The organism is Pontibacter aquaedesilientis (genome assembly GCF_014773225.1).
Taxonomy (GTDB): domain Bacteria; phylum Bacteroidota; class Bacteroidia; order Cytophagales; family Hymenobacteraceae; genus Pontibacter; species Pontibacter aquaedesilientis.
The window spans coordinates 774,108-793,450 of the sequence record NZ_JACXAJ010000001.1 but is presented as its reverse complement, the minus strand read 5'-3'; the positions used below and the strand labels follow the sequence as shown (position 1 = coordinate 793,450).

The following is a 19,343-nucleotide window of genomic DNA, read 5'->3' as shown; positions in this document are numbered from 1 at the left end:
AGCAGAGCTATACCTGCAGCAAGGCCAAGTGTGTTAATTTGGCGGTATAATATTTTGCGGCGCTGTGCGAAAAGGAGCTTTTCGGCTATCTTAGCCCCATGAAACCATTTATTACTCTGATATGCTGCCTGTTTGTCCAAGTACAGGCTTTCGCCCAGGCAGACACGTTGCAGCGTGTTATAACAGGCAGGTATAACAGTGCTTCGCAACAGGAGAAGCCCTATGTTATCCTTATATCGGCTGACGGCTTCCGGTACGATTACGCAGATAAGTACCAGGCCAAAAAACTAATCGCGCTGCGTGAGCAAGGCGTGCAGGCCGAATCGATGCTTCCGGCGTTTCCATCCAAAACCTTCCCGAACCATTACTCGATCGTAACGGGTCTTTATCCAGCCAGCCATGGCCTGATCAATAATTATTTCTACGACCCGAAGCGTCAGGAGTATTATACCGTGCGCGATCGCAGCAAAGTGGAGGATGGCAGCTGGTATGGCGGCACACCGCTCTGGGTGCTGGCCGAGCAGCAGCAGATGTTGTCAGCCAGCTTTTTCTGGGTAGGCTCCGAGGCGCCTATTCAGGGAGTATTGCCTACCTACCATTACCAGTACAGTGAGGTAATTCCGGTAGAAAGCCGCATCAAAACAGTAGTGGACTGGCTAAACCTGCCTGAAGAGCGCCGCCCGCACCTGATCACCATTTACTTACCGGCAGTAGACCACGCCGGACACCGCTACGGGCCTGAAGCACCCGAAACCCGACAGGCTGTGCTGGAGCTGGACGAACAGATCCGGCAGCTGACAGAGGCGGTAGCAACAACAGGCCTGCCGGTGAACTATGTGTTTTTATCGGACCACGGCATGCTCCACATTGACACAGAAAACACGTTGTCACTTCCTGCGGCTATCGACACATCCAAGTTTATCGTTTCGAGCGGAGATGTAATGGTGGAGCTGCACGCAAAAGATAAAAGCGCTATCAGAAGCACTTATAAGCAGCTAAAGAAAGACGCAGAAGATTACAAGGTATACCGCAAGCGAAACATGCCCAGGTACCTGCACTATGGCCGGAAGGATGATAAGTACTGCCGCATAGGCGACATACTCTTGCTGGCGGATGCCCCCAAAGTATTTCACTTCTCTGCGCGCAAGCCATCACCGGGCACACATGGCTACGATGCGACAGAAGTAAAGGAAATGCACGCCACCTTCTATGCCTGGGGCCCGGCTTTCAGGAAAGGACGCAAAATTCCATCATTCGAAAGTGTGGACGTGTATCCGGTTATCGCCGAGATTCTGGGTCTCCGGTATGGCCACAAAATAGACGGCAGCAGAAAATTGGTGAAAGAGGTACTCTAGCAAAAATCTCCTTAACACAATTGTAGCCCGCGAGTTAAGGGTATAATTAAGATTTATACCTAGCCAGTAGATTATTTTTCAGCACTGTAATCGGAAAGCAGGCCTTCGTAAATCCAGTTAGCCAGGGCCTGCCTGTTGTCTGAGATCACAAAGCGGCGCTGGTCCTTGTCGTTGCGGATGTTGCCGAGCTCAATAAATACGGTTGGCGGATGGGTATATTTGACCACATACAAGCTGCTACGCTGCGATACATTGCCGGAATAATCGCGGTTAGGCTGATAGCGCTTGTATTTATTCGTAAAGGTCTGGTGGATATTCTTGGCCAGTTGCTCCCCGTCTTTGCTGTTTTCGTGATGGTAAAAAAACACGTCGATGTTCTGGCTTTCGCTGCGGCTGTCTACATGGATGGCTAGCATACGCTGGTAAGCCCCTTTATGCTTGAGGTATAAACCATTGACAGCGTTCGTGCGCTGGCGTAGCCGGGCGCTGTGGTTTAGTGGTATCTTCTGCTTTGGATAGGTTACTTCATCACGGTCCATTTTCAGGACACCTTCGTCGCGAATACCGTCATCTGGGTCTTGAATGATCATGTAAACCGTTGCGCCATGCTCCATCAGTACACGGGCCAGCCGGATGGTCACATCGTAAGCGTACTCATCTTCGGCCAGGTCGTTGCTGCCATACTTACCAACCGCCCCAGGGTCAGGGCCGCCGTGTCCTGAACTCAGATAATAGACCGCCCCTTTTAACTTATCATCCTTAACTTCCACACGAGAGTATTTATCGCCGAACAAGGGTATATCGAGCACTCGCGAAGTTGACTTGGCCGGTGAACTTGCAGCTGTTTCTTTCGCAATAGCAGGAGAGGGGCCAGTAGTGGCTGGCGCTGCTGAGCTGCTGGCTTTAGTTAGTTCGGGTAAGGTATATTCCTTGCCAGCAATAAGGCCGTTGTCCTTGCCAAACCGCTCTTTGTTAAGCTCCATAAATTTGCTCAGGTGCTCCGAAGGATTGAGTCCGTGACGGCGCAGCAAGGTATAGACACCATCGCCTGGCAAAGCCACTACCTGCAGATTGGCGCTTTGCCCGAAGGTATAGATTGAGATAAGTAAGAAGAGAAAAGTCAGTATGGATGTACGCAAGGCTAAAAGTTTTACCGGCATATGTTAAAACCCGATATTACGAAAAATGAGTGAAGGTTAAAAGTTAATTACCTGTTGATGATAGTATCTAAGCAAGACTATATTCAGAAATAATATTTTTTTAAAGTAATGTATGAGACCGTAGCTTTGTATCCCCGTGGCTGTCGGAAATGACGAATCTTTTCATAAACAAAATTTGGTAAAAGGTGATTTTCCTGACCAGATCAGGAAAGGGTAGGTTTGCCAGGCAAAATAGCGGAGTTTAAATGTGCGAAAGAGACGAAATCATCATATAAAATGCTCCGACCAGTGCACCAGCACCCAATACGCCTACCCCGGTTCCTTTAAGTACTGTTATTCTTTTGCGTTTTTTTGCCTCCGCGGTATAACCTGCCATGTAGCTTGGGTTTTGTGCCAGGTACTGGTCTGGTATATCCTTATCCTTGACCTTTGCAGGAAGAGCAGCCAGTGCAATGGGGACTGCAAGCGTAATACCGGCGGTTAGTATACCCAAAGTAGTACCTAAAGCCGATGCAGTGAAAACAGCCGGCCGTTTAAAATATAGCCTGGCATTCTGTTTTCCCAAGGCATGCAGGATGGAGTCAGCGTGTTGGCTATCAATAAATTCCGCTAATACTTCCACAGGGACTTCCGAATCAGAGACAGTATCTACCACAACAGCAAATTCAGTTATTGGCAGTAAAGGTTCTGCTATAGAAACTATCCGGCTAGCATAATTTGAGTGTGAAATGTAATCCTGCCCGAGCAAATTCCCGGCATGACACCACACCAGGCAAATAAGTATAAGTCTCTTCATACTTCCTTATTTATAGATTTTGTCATCTAAAGTACTAAAAATTTGATGAGCGTAGACAATTGAGTTTCATAAAAGGCAATGAATTTAGGCTTTGGGTGTGCGTATTAAACCAAGTATGAAGTTGCATACGCAATTAAATATTTACCTTAGACCCGGAAACCTCATCGATAATAAGTTTTGCTATCGCGCACAAATACCCCGATACGGACAGTATTGGCAAACCTCCAGATCTTTGGTTTTACGGAAAGGTTCCTCCGGATCCAGCAGGCGGTTCACGAATTTGGAGAACAAACCTTCGGAAACAGGTATAAAGTCATCCTCAAACGGGAAGTTAGCCGATAGCACTCCCGCATCCAGGTTTCGGAAAGATAGAATGCCTGACTTCGCTACGATGCTTTGCGGTGATACATGCCGGGCGTTGCGGAGTATGTTTTGCGGAGCCTGCTGCAAGTTGCGCTGCAGGATGTACTGATAGAGCCACAGTTGGCGGGCTTTGTCGTATTTGGGGTCGGTAGTGAAGTGCAGCGCCACATCGTCGGGCTTCACCGTTACCTGTGCCCGTTCCACTTTGCCGGTCTTGTAGTCGATCACCCGCAGCTCGTTGCCTTTCAGGTCGATGCGGTCGGCTTTTCCGGCTACTTTCACAGGTATAAGCTCGTCACCCACCCGCACCTGCAGCGTGGCTTCCAGCTGCTCTTCCAGTCGCAGCACATAGAGCGGCAGTTCGTCCTTCGACTCCAACAGGCTCTCCAGGTACTTCTCCAGCACCTGCACCGCCACTTTGTAAAGCAGGTAATTCATGCCGCGCTCGGGTGTGGCACCGCGGGTTACTTTCCTGAACTCCGACTCCACCTTGTCGCTTAGCTGCGCCAGCATTAGCCTGACGTGTTGCTGCTCAATCGGCTGCCCGTTCTGCTCAAATGGCCGGAAAAAATCCTCGAGTACCTGGTGCACAATGGTGCCAAACTGGTCGGCCCCGAGCTGCTCTTCCACTTCGTCCATTTCCCGTATTTTGGCGATCCGGCTGAAGTAATACTGCAGCGAACAATTGATATACATGTTGAGATGAGAAGGGTATAGGCCGCGTTGGAGTTCTTTCCTGAGCTGCTCCTGCGTCTGTGAGTCCTTCTGTATCACGATGTCCTCATCATATTTCCGGGTCTGCTGCTGCTCGACGGCGGCGGTCAGGTCACGGAACTTTATACCTGGGTTTCGGAAGGCGAGGTCGTTCTGCAGCTGCAGAATAAAGCGGCTCTTTTCACCGGAGCCATAGGTATCGGAAGGCAGCACATACAATAGGTTCACGCGCTTGGCCCGCTGCAACAACCGGTAGAAATTATAGGCCATGGCGCCTTCGGTTTCGGCATAGGTTGGCAGCCCAAACTGTTTCAGCACATCGTAAGGCATCAGCGACTCGTGTCGCTTGGGAGCCGGCAAGGTATTCTCGTTCACCGACAGAATGATCAGGTTCTCAAAATCGAGCGCACGGGTCTCGAGCATACCCATGATCTGCACATCCGAAATAGGCTCCCCGCTGAAAGGGAGGCGCTGCGAACCGATCAGCTCATTGAGGAACTTCCGGAAACTGCGTACCGAAATCTTCTGCTCCCGACAATCGAATATGGTGTCGAGGCGCTTGACGATGGTATAGAAAATGTAGAGGTACTCTGTCTCGATGGTATTGGGCTGGTGGCTGTATACCTCCCGCAGCAGGTCGATCAGCTTATACAGGGAGGCAATGATGTCGTCGCAATCGCGCCAGCTTGTAAACAGCGTTTCGAAGAGCGGCTGGTGGCCGCCCATTTTCAGCAGGTCGTTTGCCGTGATGAGCACCCGGTTGTCCTGCACGATCAGGTCGAGCACCCGTTGTATAAAACCGTGGTGTTTTTCCTGCTCCGGCTGCTCGCTCAGGTATAGCTCATACCTTCGGATGAAGGGGTGCGTGAGCAGTTTGGTCACGGTGAGGTGATGGTACTGGTATACCTTGTAACCGGACTCCTGCAACTGTGTCACCCCCGTCAGGTGCACATCGAATAGCAGGTCGATGAGGTTGTAAAGCGGCGTACCCTTGAAGCTCAAACCCATGGTTACGTTGTAGTTGGGCACCTCGTCGGGTATAGAATGCAGCACCGGCAGGAGCAGGGTCTCGTCAGGCAGAATGATGGCCACCTGCGCATGCTTGTCCTGCTGGCGAATCTCCTGCAGCAGTTGTCCCGCCAGTTTGCCTTGCATACTTGCATTGGCCACCCCGATCACGTTGATTTCCTTCTCATCAGTCAGCAGCAGATTCTGCTGCCACCGCCATTCTTCCAGTTTCCAGGTGCTCTTATACTTTCGCAAAAAGCTACCCGCCCGGTTCGGCGTGCCTTCGTCCATGTAAAAATCATCCGAGTCGAACAGCACTTCGGCTTTGTTGTGCTTTAGCAATGTTCTGATGATTTTTTCCTCGGAGTTGGTCAATGCATTCAGACCAATGAAAATGTACTGCGCACAGCCTGGGTCTTTGGCTATACCTTCGATGCCCTCGGCCACCTTCCGAAAGGCCATTCCGGTATAGGCCTGCTTGTTTTCCAACAGGCGTTTTTTCAGGTTATGGTAAGTTTTTTCGATGTTGTCCCACAGGCTGAAGTACTTTTTCATGGTAGGAGAGAGCTCCGTACCCAGGTGCTTCGGGTCCCAACGCTCCAACGCCTTGGCCTCGCTAAGGTACTCAAACAGCTTACTTGTGTCCACCAGGTTCTGGTCTATCCGGCTGAAGTCGTCCAGCAGGGTGCCGCCCCAGGTCACAAACTGGTCGAAGTCCAGCGTTGGGTCCTGTTCCCGCATCAGGTCATACAGTTCCAGTTGCAGGTTAATAGGCTCCAGCACATCCGTCTTGGCCAGGCGGGTAATAAAATCCTCCATACCAGATACCTCCGGCGACCAGATGGGCTCCGGGGCCGCCTGCGCCAGCGCATTCTTAAAGAAGAAACTCGCACGACGCGACGGCAGGATAATGCACAACTCGCTGATATTCTCCTTATACTTCTCGTAAACGTATTTGGCTGTTAGCTCAAGAAAGGTCTGCACAGGGGTAATGTTGAATGGGTGATTGAGTGAATAGAGGAATTGTTAATTGCTAATTGTTAAATTGTTGGGTGCATGATTCGAAAAGGTCGCGACCTGTCCCTATAGAATATCAAGTTTTAACTCTCTAACTCCTAAACTTTCTAACTTTTAAACTTTCTAACTTAAAACGTTTCCCTTCTCATCTAGCGGCAGAAAGGGGTTGTAGGCGATTTCCCACAGGTTTTCGTCCGGGTCGGCGATGTAGCTGCTGTAACCGCCCCAGAATACTTTTTCAGGTTGCTTCAGAATGGTAACGCCTTTTTCCTGGAGGCGAGCCACCAGCTCATCCACTTCTTTTTCAGAGCGAACATTATAGGCCAGCGAGAAACCACGGAAGCCTTTGCCCTCAGCATCCACACCCGCGTCATCAGCCAGCGACTCCTGCGGGAAAAGGGCCAGCTGTAACCCGTTAAGCTGAAAAAACACAATGCGCTCGTTGCTGCTCTCCAATGGGTGCCACCCAAAGATGTTCTGGTAAAAATCTTTCGAGCGCTGCAGATTTTTGACGCCTAAAGTGATCAAGGTAATGCGTTGTTCCATGCTGGTATCTATTGTGTCCCTTCTGAGGAAGTGGAGCCGATAATTAAAATTGAAATTAAAATAAACTGAACGATGACAGGAATATGCAACAAACATCACCGGGCTTGTTCATAAGCTGCTTTCAACCAGCCAATCAATTCCGGATTAACGTCTTCCAAGCTCTCCAGCCTAACCCTGTGCGAGCACATGGCATTGAAGCTCCCGGATTTTTCCAGACGACCGACAGGCTCTGTTCCTTTCAGATTTATACCTACATCCAGACGGGTCTTCGTGGAGGGCTGAAAAAGGGCGAACTGCTTTTTTACTCTGACACTGACATAGGCGTTTTTAGGCGCCAACTCGACGTCTTCGCCAAACTGCTTTAGTTCCGTCACTAATTTATCATAGAGCGGTTTCAGATTCTCTTTCCCCTGGTACTGCTTCTCAATTAACTGCTCTGGGCTTTCTGCCGAGCCGGCATCAGTTCCTTTGAACTTGAGGGCGATCAAGTTGGCAAATCCGTGTGTAAAATTGTGCTCCGTTTTCAGGAATTTAAGGATGTCGCTGTGTTTCTGAATGCCCGAATCAGCCACGATCTGTTTCCATTCCTCCATCGATTTGCCTGTGTTCTTCTGTAGGTTATCGATCATGGTCTGTGCTGCCTGGTCCATGGTGTTTTTTTTATGAGGTTAAAACAATTAACAATACGCTATCAAAACCTGATTTTTAGATAAAAAGTACTTCATCAATTCTTAAAATCCTAAACTCCCAAAATCTTAAACTCTTTAAAGCGCCAGTCCCATCTGAAGGCTTTTGCCTCCATACTGCCATTCCAGAATCTCCTCTGTATCAAAATAATAAAGCACGCATTTTACCTTTTCGTAACCCAATTGCTTGAAGCGGAGCGCATACAGATCAAGTTTGTTGCGGTGCTCGGGTTGTGGAGGCGGCAATTTGAATTCGATCAAAACAACCCCTTCTCCATCGAATACGACCCGGTCTGGTTTGTAAAGATAGGCGCGGGCGTCGAGCAGTTCCTTTTCGTGTTCCACGACCACTTCCTCCGAAAACAAATGCTGCAGCTTAGGATGTCTCACCACCTCCTGCAGGCGCTCCCGAAGAGCGGGCTTCTCCCGTTCACTAATAATACCCTGGTATACCATCTGTCGCAAAACATGGTCGAGTTGCGGTGCCGTAATGATGCGTGCGAGGGCATAATGCAGCTTTTTGTTGAGGGTACGCTGTATGGTCTGCGTCTCAAAGTCAAACACGTTATTGGCATGCTGTTTCAGTTGCAGTCGCTTTGACCAGTCAGTGGAGTCCAGGTGACGCAAGGTATAGGTATGCTCCGTGTCCACTTGCTCGTGGTGCTGCCTTTCTGTGCCTTTGTGCAGTTGGTAACAGAACTGCCCCGGCTGCCACATTTCCTTATGCACCAGGAAGCGATAGAGCAGTTGACTCACATTCTTGGCAGTGCCCTCCAGTGCCCGAAGCGACTTCTTCTCATCCTGGAGTTCCTTGCCGTTGCCGATCAGGTATAGCCGGTCAATAGGGCGGGTGAGGGCCACATAGAGCATGTTCAGGTTTTCGATAAAGGTCTTTTCAATCTCAGTGCTGTACTGCCCCGCCAAAACTGTTGTCTCCAGTTTCGAACTTATGTTAACTGCCACACTCCGCAGCTTACCCGTCACGGTGACCTCTTCCGGCAAACGGCTCCACATCAAGGCACGTGTCTGCGGCTCGGTGCTCCAGTCGGCAAACGGTATAATAACAATTGGGTAAGCGAGGCCTTTGGATTTGTGGATGCTCGTGATCGTGATGGCGTTGCGGTCTTTGGGCGTGTTAATGCTCAAGCGCTCTTTCTGCACCTCCCAGTAAGCCAGGAAATTGTTCAGGTTGTTACTATTTTTGAGGCTATACTCCAGTACCAGGTCGAGGAATCGGAACAGGTACTCGCACTCATTATTATGCCCCAGCAGGTTGAAGATTCGGATCAGCTGTTCAGTCAGTTCATAAATGGAAAGGTTGCCGGTTTCCCGCTCCTTCACATCAAATCCCATCACGCGTAACTGATCAAAAAATGCCTGTGGGTCGGGTTCCCGGGCAATCGCTGCAATGGTCTGGGTCATTTCTGTATCCGGAATCTCTTCCATCGCCACGGCACAAACCAGGTATAGCGCCTCCGATTTAGCCAGCGTATCGTTGGGGCGATTAAATACCTTGAACAAGGCAATGACCAGATTGATCACCTCAGCAAATTGCAGCGAAAGCGAGTCCTGCGAGATGATGTCATACCGACGTTCTTTCAGGAAGTTGGCGATTTGCTTACTCCTAACATTGGTACGGCAGAGTATCGCCATGTCCTTCAGGGTATAGCCATCGGCCAAGCCCTGCTGTACCAGTTGCAACACCATATTCAGCGTACTTTCCTCGTAACTGAGCACTTTTTCGTGGGCATATTCCTCATATAACTCCCCCGACCGGGCACAAGTGTTCAGATCATACTTGAAATTGGTATCGTCAGGGTGAGTGAACAGGATCTGCACGTGTCCGCCGCTTTTGTCGCCATCCGGCACCCGCTGCACAAAGTTTTCGTCGTAGATGGAAGCGAACATGCTATATGCCGCATGCTCCTTGCTGATATAAGTAAACAGTTGGTTGTTGAATCCAATGATCTCTGCGCGGCTTCGGTAGTTTGTTTGCAGATCGTCCGGTTGAAGGGCATGGTCAACTGACTCGTAGCGTTCTCGAATCAGGTGTCCATGGCGGCGGTTCTCATAGAGTAACCTGGTATTCTGTTTGTAAAGGTGAAGAATTTGTTCCATCTCACCTCCGCGCCATCGGTATATAGCCTGCTTCGCATCGCCCACCACCATGCTAAAATGACTGGAAGCCAGCGCATTGTCTACCAATGGCAATAGATTGTTCCACTGCAGCACCGAGGTATCCTGAAACTCATCGATGAGGATATGGTTGTACTTCTCGCCCAGTCGCTCATAGATAAAGGGTACCGGCTCCTGCAACACAATATCGATAATACGCTTGTTAAACTCGGAAATGTGTACCGTGTTCCTATCCAGCTTGATTTCCTGCAGGCATTTTTCCAGTTCATTCAAAACCGACACCTTATAGAGGTGCGGTACCACCGAAGCAATTAGTGTAAAAGTGCTGGCAAACTGTTCCTTTATACCTTCGATGTTATAATAAAGCTCCCGCAGCAACATGCTGACGCCATCAATCTGGCTCTTTGTATGCGAAGAAGCCTTGCCGGCATACCACTTGTCATCTTCCACGGTCTGCCGGGCATAGTTGTTACCATAAGTAAGGTCAGCTTCGCGGGCAAACTTATTGAAGTAGCCCCAGAGTCCCCGGTTGCCCTGGTAAAAATCGGAAGGGGAGAGGCCTGCGTTTTCTACAGCTACCAGGGCTTTGCTGGCTTCTTCCTGCAGTGCCGCCGCTATACCTTCCTGTAGCTCTTTTAGCTGTTTTCGTATACCTTTAAAGTCCTCCAGTGTGAGCGATTGTATATCAGTCACGGCTTCGTATACCTGTTCGTTTAGCAAATTTTTGGCAAATTCGGCCAGGTCGTCCGGCAGCGTGTTCCAGCTCCGTCCTTCCCGGGCTTTCTCCAGGGCATATTGCTCCAGTGTCTCCGAAAGGAGGTCGTCCTTGCTGTTGGTCACTTTGTCGAGCAATAACTGCACGGCGGTACTGACAAGCGTTTGCGAATCGAGGTCTACTTCGAAGTTGTAAGGAATGTTCAGCTCCCGAGTAAAGGCCTGCACGATCTTATTGACGAAGCTGTCGATGGTGCTAACCGAAAAATCGCTGTAGTTATAAAGTATCTGGGTAAACAGTCTGCCAGCCCTTTCACGAATGGCCTCTCTATCGAACGGCTCCTCCGGATATTCTCCCTGAAGTTCGGTGGTGATAAAATCCAGCAATTGCTCACTTTTGGCCCTCAATCTGTCACTCAGGTTAGGGTCATTAAAATTCCGTAGATCACCCAATATACGCTCCTTCATTTCGGCGGCCGCATCATTGGTGAAAGTAATGGCTAGGATAGAGCGGTAATAATCAGGGTTGGGGGTATGCAGGGCCAGCTTCAGATATTCCTTGGTCAGGTTGTAGGTTTTGCCAGAACCGGCAGAGGAGGAGAGTATCTTGAATGTAGACGGCATAGCTTGAATCCTGTGTTATCAGAATTTTAAAGATACATCAGCCGGTCGGCTAAAGCCAATAGCAACCAACAAAAAATAGCGACAGGAGCTATAACACCCTGGGCGGTAGCCTTAAAATTCAAAAAGCTCCTTCCGTGTCAGCCGGAAGGAGCTTTTGCCTTTCTACGATGTGGATAAAGGCTAGGCGTATGCTAACTGCCCCTTTTTGACTTCCTTTTCCTTCGTTACATGATCATTCACACACACATTGCGCATAATACGAGCCATAGAGATAGAATAATCCGTGATAATACAGTTCTGTTGCTCTGTGCTGATTAAGGCCTTTCCGCCGCCTAAAGTCAGTTTATTGAGCTCAATTACTTCATCAAAATTCTGGCGCAGCATCTTCAGGGCTTTAAACGAAGGCTCGTTGTAGAACATCGGGATGACCTGGCACACAGCGAAACTACCCTTGGCCCGTTCCTTTGCTATCATATTGCAGAGCGACGCAGCGTTCATTTTGTCCAGATCAGAAATGATGACGAAAAACACCTTTTTATGGTCATTATTGTCAGCCTTCAGTACCGCGTTACTCTGCAGGAGGTTTCTCGAAACCTTGGTCCCTTTCATGAAGGTTTCGTCCTTGAGTATCTTGTTGTGGATTTTAAATGCCAGCGCACCCGAAGCGATCAGATTGAAGTCTTTGCCTTTGGTTGAGATTTTGGAGAAGTGTAACATAGTTAGAAAGGAATTAAAGGGTTAAGAATATTTATTCAGTGTTTAATGACAACAATGTTCACAGGACACAATTGATCCTGATACTGTTTTCAAGCTAAGGTGGAGTGGTGGTGCTGGTGGCGCTAATGCAACAGAAAATTTTCTTTACCTGGTTGCTCCTATATACAGGATTTACCAAATATGTCCGTATCAATCCTATTCCTGTTCTAAACTACGGCCTTTAAATAGGATAAACCAATGATAAATTTTAAAATCAGCAAACAGCCAGAAATCAGATGTAAATGTTCTCTTCTTACGTGTGAAGAATGGCCTTGTTTCTTATTTCAATATTTATTTGAATTATTTTTCTGCAAAATAAAAATTATTTTTAAAATTATCTAACGCAGAAACACTTTCTTAAAACAATTTTATAACAGAATAATACTGAGGTATTTGTGCAATCCTGTCTGCTTAATAATAGTTTGCGATTAATCTGCAAGTCTCGAATATTCTCCGTACCTTTGCAGCCGATTTGGAATCAGTCTGATTTAGGTATAACTGGATACTCCGCTTTTGGCATAACCTGGTTGATTTTAGTTTCGTTTCGGACTTTTCTTTCGTAGAAGAAGGGTGTTAAGGACAGGCTGCCTCCAAGTGATGTAATAAAAAGTTATAATTAACAGAATGAACAAAATCAGATTTGACGAACTTCCGCTGTCTGCGGAAGTCCAGCGTGCTATCGCTGACATGGGCTTTGAAGAAGCCTCTCCCATCCAAACAGAAGCAATCCCGGTTGTATTAGAAGGACGAGACATTATAGGCCAGGCCCAGACGGGAACCGGTAAAACCGCGGCTTTTGGTATACCTACCATCGAGAGCATCGATGAAAACGATCGCAGTGTGCAGGCGCTAATTCTTTGCCCGACACGCGAACTTGCTATTCAGGTAGCCGGAGAAATCCAGAAACTTATTAAGTATAAGCCGGGCATCAGCATTGTGCCTATTTTCGGTGGACAAGCCTACGACCGTCAGCTTCGCGCCCTTAAGCAGGGTGTGCAGATCGTGATCGGTACGCCGGGCCGTGTGATGGACCACATCGAGCGCGGAACGCTGAAGCTGGACAAGATCAAGAAGATCATCCTGGACGAGGCGGACGAAATGCTCGACATGGGCTTCCGTGACGACATTGAGTTCGTGCTGAGCAAAATGCCGGAAGAGCGCCAGACCATTTTCTTCTCGGCCACTATGTCGAAGCCGATCATGGACCTGACCAAGCGTTACCAGAAGGATCCTGTGATCGTGAAAGTGGTGCACAAGGAACTGACCGTAACCAACATCGATCAGGTATACTTCGAGGTGCGTAACAGCATGAAGCAGGAAGTGCTTTCCCGTATCCTGGACATGCACAACATGAAGTCGGTTATCATCTTCTGCAATACCAAGCGTATGGTGGACGAACTGGTGACCAATCTGCAGGCACGTGGCTATTTCGCTGACGCGCTTCACGGTGACCTGAACCAGAACCAGCGTTCTAACGTGATGGGCAAGTTCCGTAACGGCACACTGGAGATACTGGTAGCTACTGACGTGGCTGCTCGTGGTCTGGACGTTGACAATGTTGAGGCAGTATTCAACTACGACCTGCCACAGGACGAAGAGTCTTATGTACACCGTATCGGTCGTACAGGCCGTGCCGGTAAGTCTGGCCGTGCTTTCTCTTTCGTGTCTGGTCGTTCGGACATGTACAAGTTGAAGGATATCATGCGCTATACCAAGGCCAATATCCAGCTGCAGCAGGTACCTACTTACGAAGACGTAAACGAACTGCGCACCAGCGCATACCTTGAGAAGGTGCGTGAAGTACTTGAAAAGGGCAACCTGAGCAAGCACATTACCAAAATCGAGAGCCTGGTAAACGAAGAGTATACCTCACTTGAGATCGCCGCTGCTCTTTTGAAAATGACTTTGAAAGAAGCCAAAACAAAAGAAGCGGGCAAAGAAGCCGAAAAAGGTCTTGGTGGACCGAAGGCTGGTTTCGACCGTCTTTTCATCACCATCGGTAAAAAAGACCGTGTACACCCGAAAGACCTGATCGACCTGCTGAGCCAGAACGCCGATATTCCTGCCTCTAAAGTAGGTGACATCGACCTGTATGACAAGTTCAGCTTCGTGGAGGTGCCTAGTGAGTACACAGCGGATATCCTGCAGAAAGTTGGCCGCATTGAGGTTGACGGACGCACGGTGATCGTGGAGAAATCGCAGAAGAAAGAAGGCGGAGCCGGTGGTGGCCGGGAAGACTTCGGTTTCAGTGATCGCGGTGCTGATCGTGGCGGCGACCGTGGTGGCAAACGCTTCGGCGGTGGCGACCGTGGCGGTTACGGCGACCGTGACCGTGGTCCACGCAAAGAAGGTGGCGGATACGGAGGCGGCGGAAGCCGTTTCGGTGGCCGTGGCGACCGCGATTCGTTCAGAGGAGGCGACCGTCGCAGCAGCGGTGGCGACCGTGGCGGTTTCCGCAAAAAAAGATTCTAAGTAACTGAACCTGCCTGCGGGCAGCACGTATAAATAGATATACAAAGCTTGAAGAATTCAAACCCTTCAACTTGTTAGAAAAGGCCGACTTGAAACGTCGGCCTTTTTGTTTTAAGAATTTTCAAAATCCTGCAACCAGCCTGTACCTATCTCCGTTAAAGAAGATATCATAAAAAGGTTGGAAGATTATTCTACTGTTTTACGCAGTTAGAACTGATAAGCCTGACATCAGACGGATGTCAGGCTTATTATTTTTTATACCTGTTATACCTAAAAACTTCATACAAAGTCACAAAAAAAGGAGCCGAAGCTCCTCTTTGTTACTATGACCTGATCGGTTCCTTAACCATTGTCACGCGCATTGTCGCGAAGCGAGCGAATGTGGTCGTGCGCATTCTTTACATCGCGGTACTGCTGCTCTACGATAGGCTTCAGGTCACCTGGCAGGTTTTTCTCCATCGCCTCCTCATACGCTTTCACGGCATAGTCTTCTCCACGCTCACACTCCTCCAGTATTCTTTTTCTATCCTTAGAAGAAAGAGCAGCCTTGATGTCGATCCAGGCACGGTGCAACGAACCCTCGATTGAACTTGACTCATCATCTGTCTTCCCCATCTTATGCAATTGGTCCTGCAACTCAGTGATCATGCTGTCGCGCTGCACGGCGTATTTTCTGAAGAGGTCTTTCAGATCCTGATCTTCTACGTCTTCGGCGGCGGTCTTGTAGCCTTTTACACCATCCTTGCAACGTTCAATCAAATGGTGCACAGTTGAATAAACTTCTTTATTAATTTCCATAGTGATATTTTTTTAGTTTTTGTATGCTGATGTACTGCAATACATTACTTTTTGTTACCATCTATGGATATATGGCTATGCTAGGATATGGAAGCAGCGATCGCTTTACCGGCCAGATAGCCCGTGGTCCAGGCTGCCTGGAAATTAAATCCACCGGTTATACCGTCAATGTCCAGCACCTCACCGGCAAAATAAAGCCCAGAGTGCAGGCGGCTCTCCATAGTTTTCATGTTCACCTGGCTCAGGTCCACTCCGCCACACGTCACAAACTCCTCCTTAAAAGTCGTCTTGCCGTCTACCTCTACAGGCATGCGCAACAAAGCTTCGACAAGCTTATTCGTGCTTTTGGCCGTCAGTTCAGACCAGATCACGTCCTGATTCACTTCGGCTATACCTGTGAGTGCTTTCCAAAGCCGCTGCGGTAAGCCAAAAAGCGGATTGGTGACCACTACTTTCTTTGGGTGTGCCTTGCGGAACTGCTGCAGCTGCTCACGCAGACTTTCCTCGGTTTGATCGGATACCCAACTGATCAGGGCCGTGAAGCGATAGTTGCGCTCATGGAAAAGCCGTGCCCCCCAAGCCGACAGCTTCAGCACTGCCGGTCCGCTGTAGCCCCAGTGCGTGATAAGCAGCGGGCCTTCATATTCCAGTTTCTGTCCTGCTATGCGCACCCGGGCACGCGGCACCGAGATTCCCTGTAACTCCTTGAGCGGGGAGGCCGGTTCATTAAAGGTAAAAAGCGAGGGCACGGGTTCCTGTATGGGATGCCCCAGCGCTCGCAGCCAGTCGTAGTTCTGGGTTTTGGGATTGCCGCCCGTGCAGACCAACAAGCGGTCCGCATGCAGTTCTTTGCCGCCAGTCAGGTATAGCATGAAGCCAGTTTCGCCCTCTTCACCTTGCTGTGGCTCGATGCGCTCCACGGCCACTCCAGTCTTGATCTGAATTCCATTACGGTTTACCTCCCGTTGCAGGCAATCGATAATAGTTTGGGAATTATCTGTTATGGGGAACATGCGACCGTCGGCTTCGGCTTTTAAGTTCACGCCTCGCGACTCAAACCAATCGATGGTTTCTTTGGCCCCAAAGGTTTTGAAAGCTTCTTTCAGTTGCTTGGCACCACGTGGGTAGTGCTGCGCAAACACACTGGGTACAAAACAGTTGTGCGTCACATTGCAACGTCCGCCGCCTGATACCCGCACCTTGGAAAGCAGCTTGTTCGTCTTCTCCAAGAGGATTACCTGAGCTCCCGCATTGGCCTGCGCACAAGCGATCGCACCAAAGAAACCAGCCGCACCGCCTCCTATAACTACTATATTCATGATTGATAATTGTTCATTGTTGATTGTTTGCTCTAAGAATGAATAACCATTAGCAATCAACAACCAGCAATTTTTCATCAAAGATACTAAAAGAAAGCCATGGGGTTGGGGTGGGAGAATACATAAGACAGGTCATCCTTCAATTTCTGGCTGCTAATAAGCTTAAACTTTGTTTCCTCCATGTCAGCAAATTCTGGCGGCTCTAGTCCAAGGGCTCGTGTTGCTTCTCGGTAAAAGTCCCTCCGGCTGGGGTGCCCGTCCGCGCAGGCGTTGTATACCTCTCCCCATTTTTCCTGCTCTACAATCCGCTGCAAAATATTAAGGCAATCATCGAGGTGAATCAGATTGACCGGGGCATCGCCGTTGGGCAGGTTCTGCTTGCCGGCCATGAAGCGGCCCGGCTGTCGGCTGCCACCCACCAGTCCGCCAAAGCGCACTACAGTGCATACCCAATCCTCGCTATCCCGAAACATGTTCTCTGCCAACAGCAGGGCATTTGTCGGATCTCGCTCCTCTGTATAGAACACATCCTCTTCGGATACCGCCCGATTGAGGTCTTGGTAAACAGAAGTGGAGGAGACAAACAAAACCCTGCTGACTGGAGATGCACGCAGGAAAGTCAGCAACAGACGCATTTGCTGTAAGTAGCTTTCACCACCATCCGAACGGAGCTTCGGAGGGATATTCAGAATCAGCACTTCAGCCAGCAGGAAATCGCGCAGCGCTTGCTGGTTCTCACTAGCGTTAGCTAGGTCAATCAGGTAAGGATCTATGCCCTCCTGGCGTAAATTATCCAGCTTTTCGGGTGTGGTTGTAGAGCCTTTTACACGGTAACCCAACTGTGCAAAACGCCTGGCGAGCGGGAGACCCAGCCAGCCGCAACCCATGACACTGATAGCTGCTTTTTCTTTCATATTATCACTTTGTTTAAGGCATAAAAACCATTAAGCCACAGGTTTGAAATCAGCGTGCTCTATAGAAGGTTAAGATTGTATCCACCAGCAGCGGCAAAGCAAAAACCAAAACGAAAACCACGATAAGGGCAACAATACGGACGTGCCGTTGTTTGCCTTGCAGGTTCCTGACCAGCAGGTATCCCAGCCCGAAACCGATTAGAGCCAATACTGCCGTTATCAGGACCATCAGCATGAGGTCATTGGCCAGGCCCCGTGCCATTAGCCAGGCACTTAGCATGGGAAGGAAGAGGATTAGCTGATCAATGCGTTTGTCTGTCATGGGAGAGGGGCTATACCTGCATGTACCTGTTTTGGGAATTTTCGTTATCATCGGCTATACCCGGGCCTAAATTTACGGGACATTTCGCATAAAAATGAAGTATAACGTCATCTTAATCGGATCGGGTTTCGGCTCGCTGACAGCCGCCGCCCTGCTAGCTAAACGGGGGATGAAGGTGTGCGTGCTGGAGCAGGCAAAGTATCCGGGTGGATGCGCCTCATCCTACAAGCGCAAAGGCTATTGGTTTGAGACAGGTGCCACCACACTGGTTGGGTTGGACGAGCACATGCCGCTGCATTATCTGCTCAAGGAAACAGGTATACAGGTGCCGTTTCGAAGGCTGGAAACGCCCATGCAGGTCCACTTGCCCGATGGCCAGCTAGTGACCCGTTTCCAAAAGCTGGACGAATGGATAGGGGAGGCGGAACGCGTCTTCGGGAAAGGCAGGCAGCGGGATTTCTGGGAGCATTGCTTTAAAATCAGCCAGGAGGTATGGCGCACATCACTAGAGCAGCGCAGTTTTCCGTTTTCAAACCCGAAGGATGTATGGCAGGGGGTGCAGCATACACGGCCACGCCAATTGCGATTGCTTCCCGGAGCCTTCAGGACCATGGAAGATTTGCTGCGCAGGTATGGCCTGCTGGAGAACAGGCTTTTCGTCGGTTTTGTAAACGAACAACTGCTCATCACCGCCCAAAACCACATGGAGGAGGTCAATGAGCTTTTTGGCGCTACGGCACTGTGCTATACCTTGTATGGCAACTATTACGTGGATGGTGGCCTTATTCGGCTGGCCCGCGCCATCGAACAATATCTGACGAGCAAGGGATCAAGCATCCGTTACCGTCATGCGGTAAAATCGGTCAATGCAACTGCCGAAGGCTACGACGTGACAACGGGGGCGGGTACCTTCCAATGCCGTTTCGTCATCAGTGGCATACCGCTGAACAATACCCATGAGCTGTTTCGGGATGAGCATCTGAAGTCAAAACTGCGTCGCTATACCTTGCCGTCCGAAAAGTTGAATGGAGCCTTTACGATGGGTTTTGTGATTAAAAACAGATTCCGGCAAAGTGTTCTCCATCACCAGGTGCATGTGCCCGAGGGACTCCCGATAATTGGAAGTAAAAGTTTTTTCGTCAGCTTCAGTCATCCAAACGATACCGAAAGAGCGCCGAGTGGTCATACCGTAGTAGCAGTCAGTACGCACGTATCGGACCCTGAACACAGTGTGATTTATGATAAGAAACCGCTGGTAGAAGCCATACTAGCCCTAATGGAAAAGGAGAAACTGCTGCAGCGGGAAGACATCCTATACCTGGATTCGGCCACGCCAGGCGCCTGGATCTTCTGGACACAAAGGGCTTTTGGCATGGTGGGCGGCTATCCGCAATACAGACACATTAAACCCTGGCAGATGAAAGACGCTCGGCTCGACCACAAGGGAGCCTATATCTGCGGCGATACCGTGTACCCCGGCCAAGGCATTGTGGGGACTTGCCTCAGTGGGATTATAGCAGTACACAAACTGCTGCAGGATCATTTCTAAATTGAAATATATCACCAAAGTTCGAAGCGGCAGACCTCAATCACGAATGCTGATTTAGCTGTTGAAACATCAGTTATATGGTTATAACGGACTT

The 19,343-nt window shown here is 49.4% G+C and carries 14 protein-coding genes; 3 read left to right on the top strand and 11 right to left on the bottom strand.

The features are described from left to right. Positions 1-98 precede the first annotated feature (98 nt). On the top strand, positions 99-1,355 hold the full coding sequence (locus H9Q13_RS03480) for an alkaline phosphatase family protein (RefSeq protein WP_191182343.1): 1,257 nt from the start codon (positions 99-101) through the stop codon (positions 1,353-1,355). Positions 1,356-1,426: 71 nt separating this feature from the next. Here H9Q13_RS03480 and H9Q13_RS03475 read toward each other — a convergent pair whose 3' ends face one another. The 7 genes from H9Q13_RS03475 to H9Q13_RS03445 all read right to left on the bottom strand — a co-directional run bounded on the left by H9Q13_RS03475 (position 1,427) and on the right by H9Q13_RS03445 (position 11,836). Next, positions 1,427-2,338, bottom strand: coding sequence for an N-acetylmuramoyl-L-alanine amidase family protein (locus tag H9Q13_RS03475; protein ID WP_394367976.1), 912 nt, complete (start codon positions 2,336-2,338; stop codon positions 1,427-1,429). A 418-nt stretch (positions 2,339-2,756) separates the two neighbouring features. Continuing rightward, positions 2,757-3,311 (bottom strand): hypothetical protein, encoded by a 555-nt coding sequence (locus H9Q13_RS03470; protein WP_191182341.1) that lies wholly within the window; start codon positions 3,309-3,311, stop codon positions 2,757-2,759. 180 nt (positions 3,312-3,491) lie between these two features. Beyond that, a complete protein-coding gene (locus tag H9Q13_RS18160; protein ID WP_191182340.1) occupies positions 3,492-6,380 on the bottom strand; it encodes a PD-(D/E)XK nuclease family protein in 2,889 nt (962 codons plus the stop codon). Between the two features lie 156 nt (positions 6,381-6,536). Beyond that, a complete protein-coding gene (locus H9Q13_RS03460; protein ID WP_191182339.1) occupies positions 6,537-6,959 on the bottom strand; it encodes a VOC family protein in 423 nt (140 codons plus the stop codon). A gap of 95 nt (positions 6,960-7,054) precedes the next feature. After that, on the bottom strand, positions 7,055-7,609 hold the full coding sequence (locus H9Q13_RS03455) for a DUF5655 domain-containing protein (protein ID WP_191182338.1): 555 nt from the start codon (positions 7,607-7,609) through the stop codon (positions 7,055-7,057). Between the two features lie 114 nt (positions 7,610-7,723). Continuing rightward, on the bottom strand, positions 7,724-11,119 hold the full coding sequence (locus H9Q13_RS03450; protein ID WP_191182337.1) for a UvrD-helicase domain-containing protein: 3,396 nt from the start codon (positions 11,117-11,119) through the stop codon (positions 7,724-7,726). A 180-nt stretch (positions 11,120-11,299) separates the two neighbouring features. Continuing rightward, positions 11,300-11,836 (bottom strand): hypothetical protein, encoded by a 537-nt coding sequence (locus H9Q13_RS03445; RefSeq protein ID WP_191182336.1) that lies wholly within the window; start codon positions 11,834-11,836, stop codon positions 11,300-11,302. A 663-nt stretch (positions 11,837-12,499) separates the two neighbouring features. On the opposite strand from H9Q13_RS03445, the gene H9Q13_RS03440 reads away from it, so the two are divergent. Next, the gene (locus H9Q13_RS03440) at positions 12,500-14,347 is read left to right on the top strand and encodes a DEAD/DEAH box helicase (protein WP_191182335.1); all 1,848 of its coding nucleotides are present in this window, start codon (positions 12,500-12,502) and stop codon (positions 14,345-14,347) included. Positions 14,348-14,689: 342 nt separating this feature from the next. Here H9Q13_RS03440 and H9Q13_RS03435 read toward each other — a convergent pair whose 3' ends face one another. From H9Q13_RS03435 to H9Q13_RS03420, 4 genes are all read right to left on the bottom strand, one after another. After that, positions 14,690-15,145 carry a ferritin-like domain-containing protein gene (locus tag H9Q13_RS03435; RefSeq protein WP_191182334.1) on the bottom strand — a complete coding sequence of 152 codons (456 nt, stop codon included), beginning with the start codon at positions 15,143-15,145 and terminating at the stop codon, positions 14,690-14,692. An 80-nt stretch (positions 15,146-15,225) separates the two neighbouring features. After that, a complete protein-coding gene (locus H9Q13_RS03430) occupies positions 15,226-16,464 on the bottom strand; it encodes a BaiN/RdsA family NAD(P)/FAD-dependent oxidoreductase (RefSeq protein ID WP_191182333.1) in 1,239 nt (412 codons plus the stop codon). An 86-nt stretch (positions 16,465-16,550) separates the two neighbouring features. Continuing rightward, positions 16,551-17,378, bottom strand: coding sequence for an SDR family oxidoreductase (locus H9Q13_RS03425; protein WP_191182332.1), 828 nt, complete (start codon positions 17,376-17,378; stop codon positions 16,551-16,553). A gap of 49 nt (positions 17,379-17,427) precedes the next feature. Then, complete coding sequence (locus tag H9Q13_RS03420; protein ID WP_191182331.1) at positions 17,428-17,700, bottom strand: hypothetical protein; 273 nt, start codon at positions 17,698-17,700, stop codon at positions 17,428-17,430. Positions 17,701-17,794: 94 nt separating this feature from the next. Between H9Q13_RS03420 and H9Q13_RS03415 the strand changes: the two genes are divergently transcribed. Next, the gene (locus H9Q13_RS03415; RefSeq protein WP_191182330.1) at positions 17,795-19,249 is read left to right on the top strand and encodes a phytoene desaturase family protein; all 1,455 of its coding nucleotides are present in this window, start codon (positions 17,795-17,797) and stop codon (positions 19,247-19,249) included. Positions 19,250-19,343 lie beyond the last annotated feature (94 nt).

Bases quoted from the DNA above. Each gene is read 5' to 3' on its own strand.
- H9Q13_RS03480 (WP_191182343.1), top strand. From the start codon at position 99: ATGAAACCATTTATTACTCTGATATGCTGCCTGTTTGTCCAAGTACAG.
- H9Q13_RS03475 (WP_394367976.1), bottom strand. From the start codon at position 2,338: ATGGAGCTTAACAAAGAGCGGTTTGGCAAGGACAACGGCCTTATTGCT.
- H9Q13_RS03470 (WP_191182341.1), bottom strand. From the start codon at position 3,311: ATGAAGAGACTTATACTTATTTGCCTGGTGTGGTGTCATGCCGGGAAT.
- H9Q13_RS03460 (WP_191182339.1), bottom strand. From the start codon at position 6,959: ATGGAACAACGCATTACCTTGATCACTTTAGGCGTCAAAAATCTGCAG.
- H9Q13_RS03455 (WP_191182338.1), bottom strand. From the start codon at position 7,609: ATGGACCAGGCAGCACAGACCATGATCGATAACCTACAGAAGAACACA.
- H9Q13_RS03450 (WP_191182337.1), bottom strand. From the start codon at position 11,119: ATGCCGTCTACATTCAAGATACTCTCCTCCTCTGCCGGTTCTGGCAAA.
- H9Q13_RS03445 (WP_191182336.1), bottom strand. From the start codon at position 11,836: ATGTTACACTTCTCCAAAATCTCAACCAAAGGCAAAGACTTCAATCTG.
- H9Q13_RS03440 (WP_191182335.1), top strand. From the start codon at position 12,500: ATGAACAAAATCAGATTTGACGAACTTCCGCTGTCTGCGGAAGTCCAG.
- H9Q13_RS03435 (WP_191182334.1), bottom strand. From the start codon at position 15,145: ATGGAAATTAATAAAGAAGTTTATTCAACTGTGCACCATTTGATTGAA.
- H9Q13_RS03430 (WP_191182333.1), bottom strand. From the start codon at position 16,464: ATGAATATAGTAGTTATAGGAGGCGGTGCGGCTGGTTTCTTTGGTGCG.
- H9Q13_RS03425 (WP_191182332.1), bottom strand. From the start codon at position 17,378: ATGAAAGAAAAAGCAGCTATCAGTGTCATGGGTTGCGGCTGGCTGGGT.
- H9Q13_RS03420 (WP_191182331.1), bottom strand. From the start codon at position 17,700: ATGACAGACAAACGCATTGATCAGCTAATCCTCTTCCTTCCCATGCTA.
- H9Q13_RS03415 (WP_191182330.1), top strand. From the start codon at position 17,795: ATGAAGTATAACGTCATCTTAATCGGATCGGGTTTCGGCTCGCTGACA.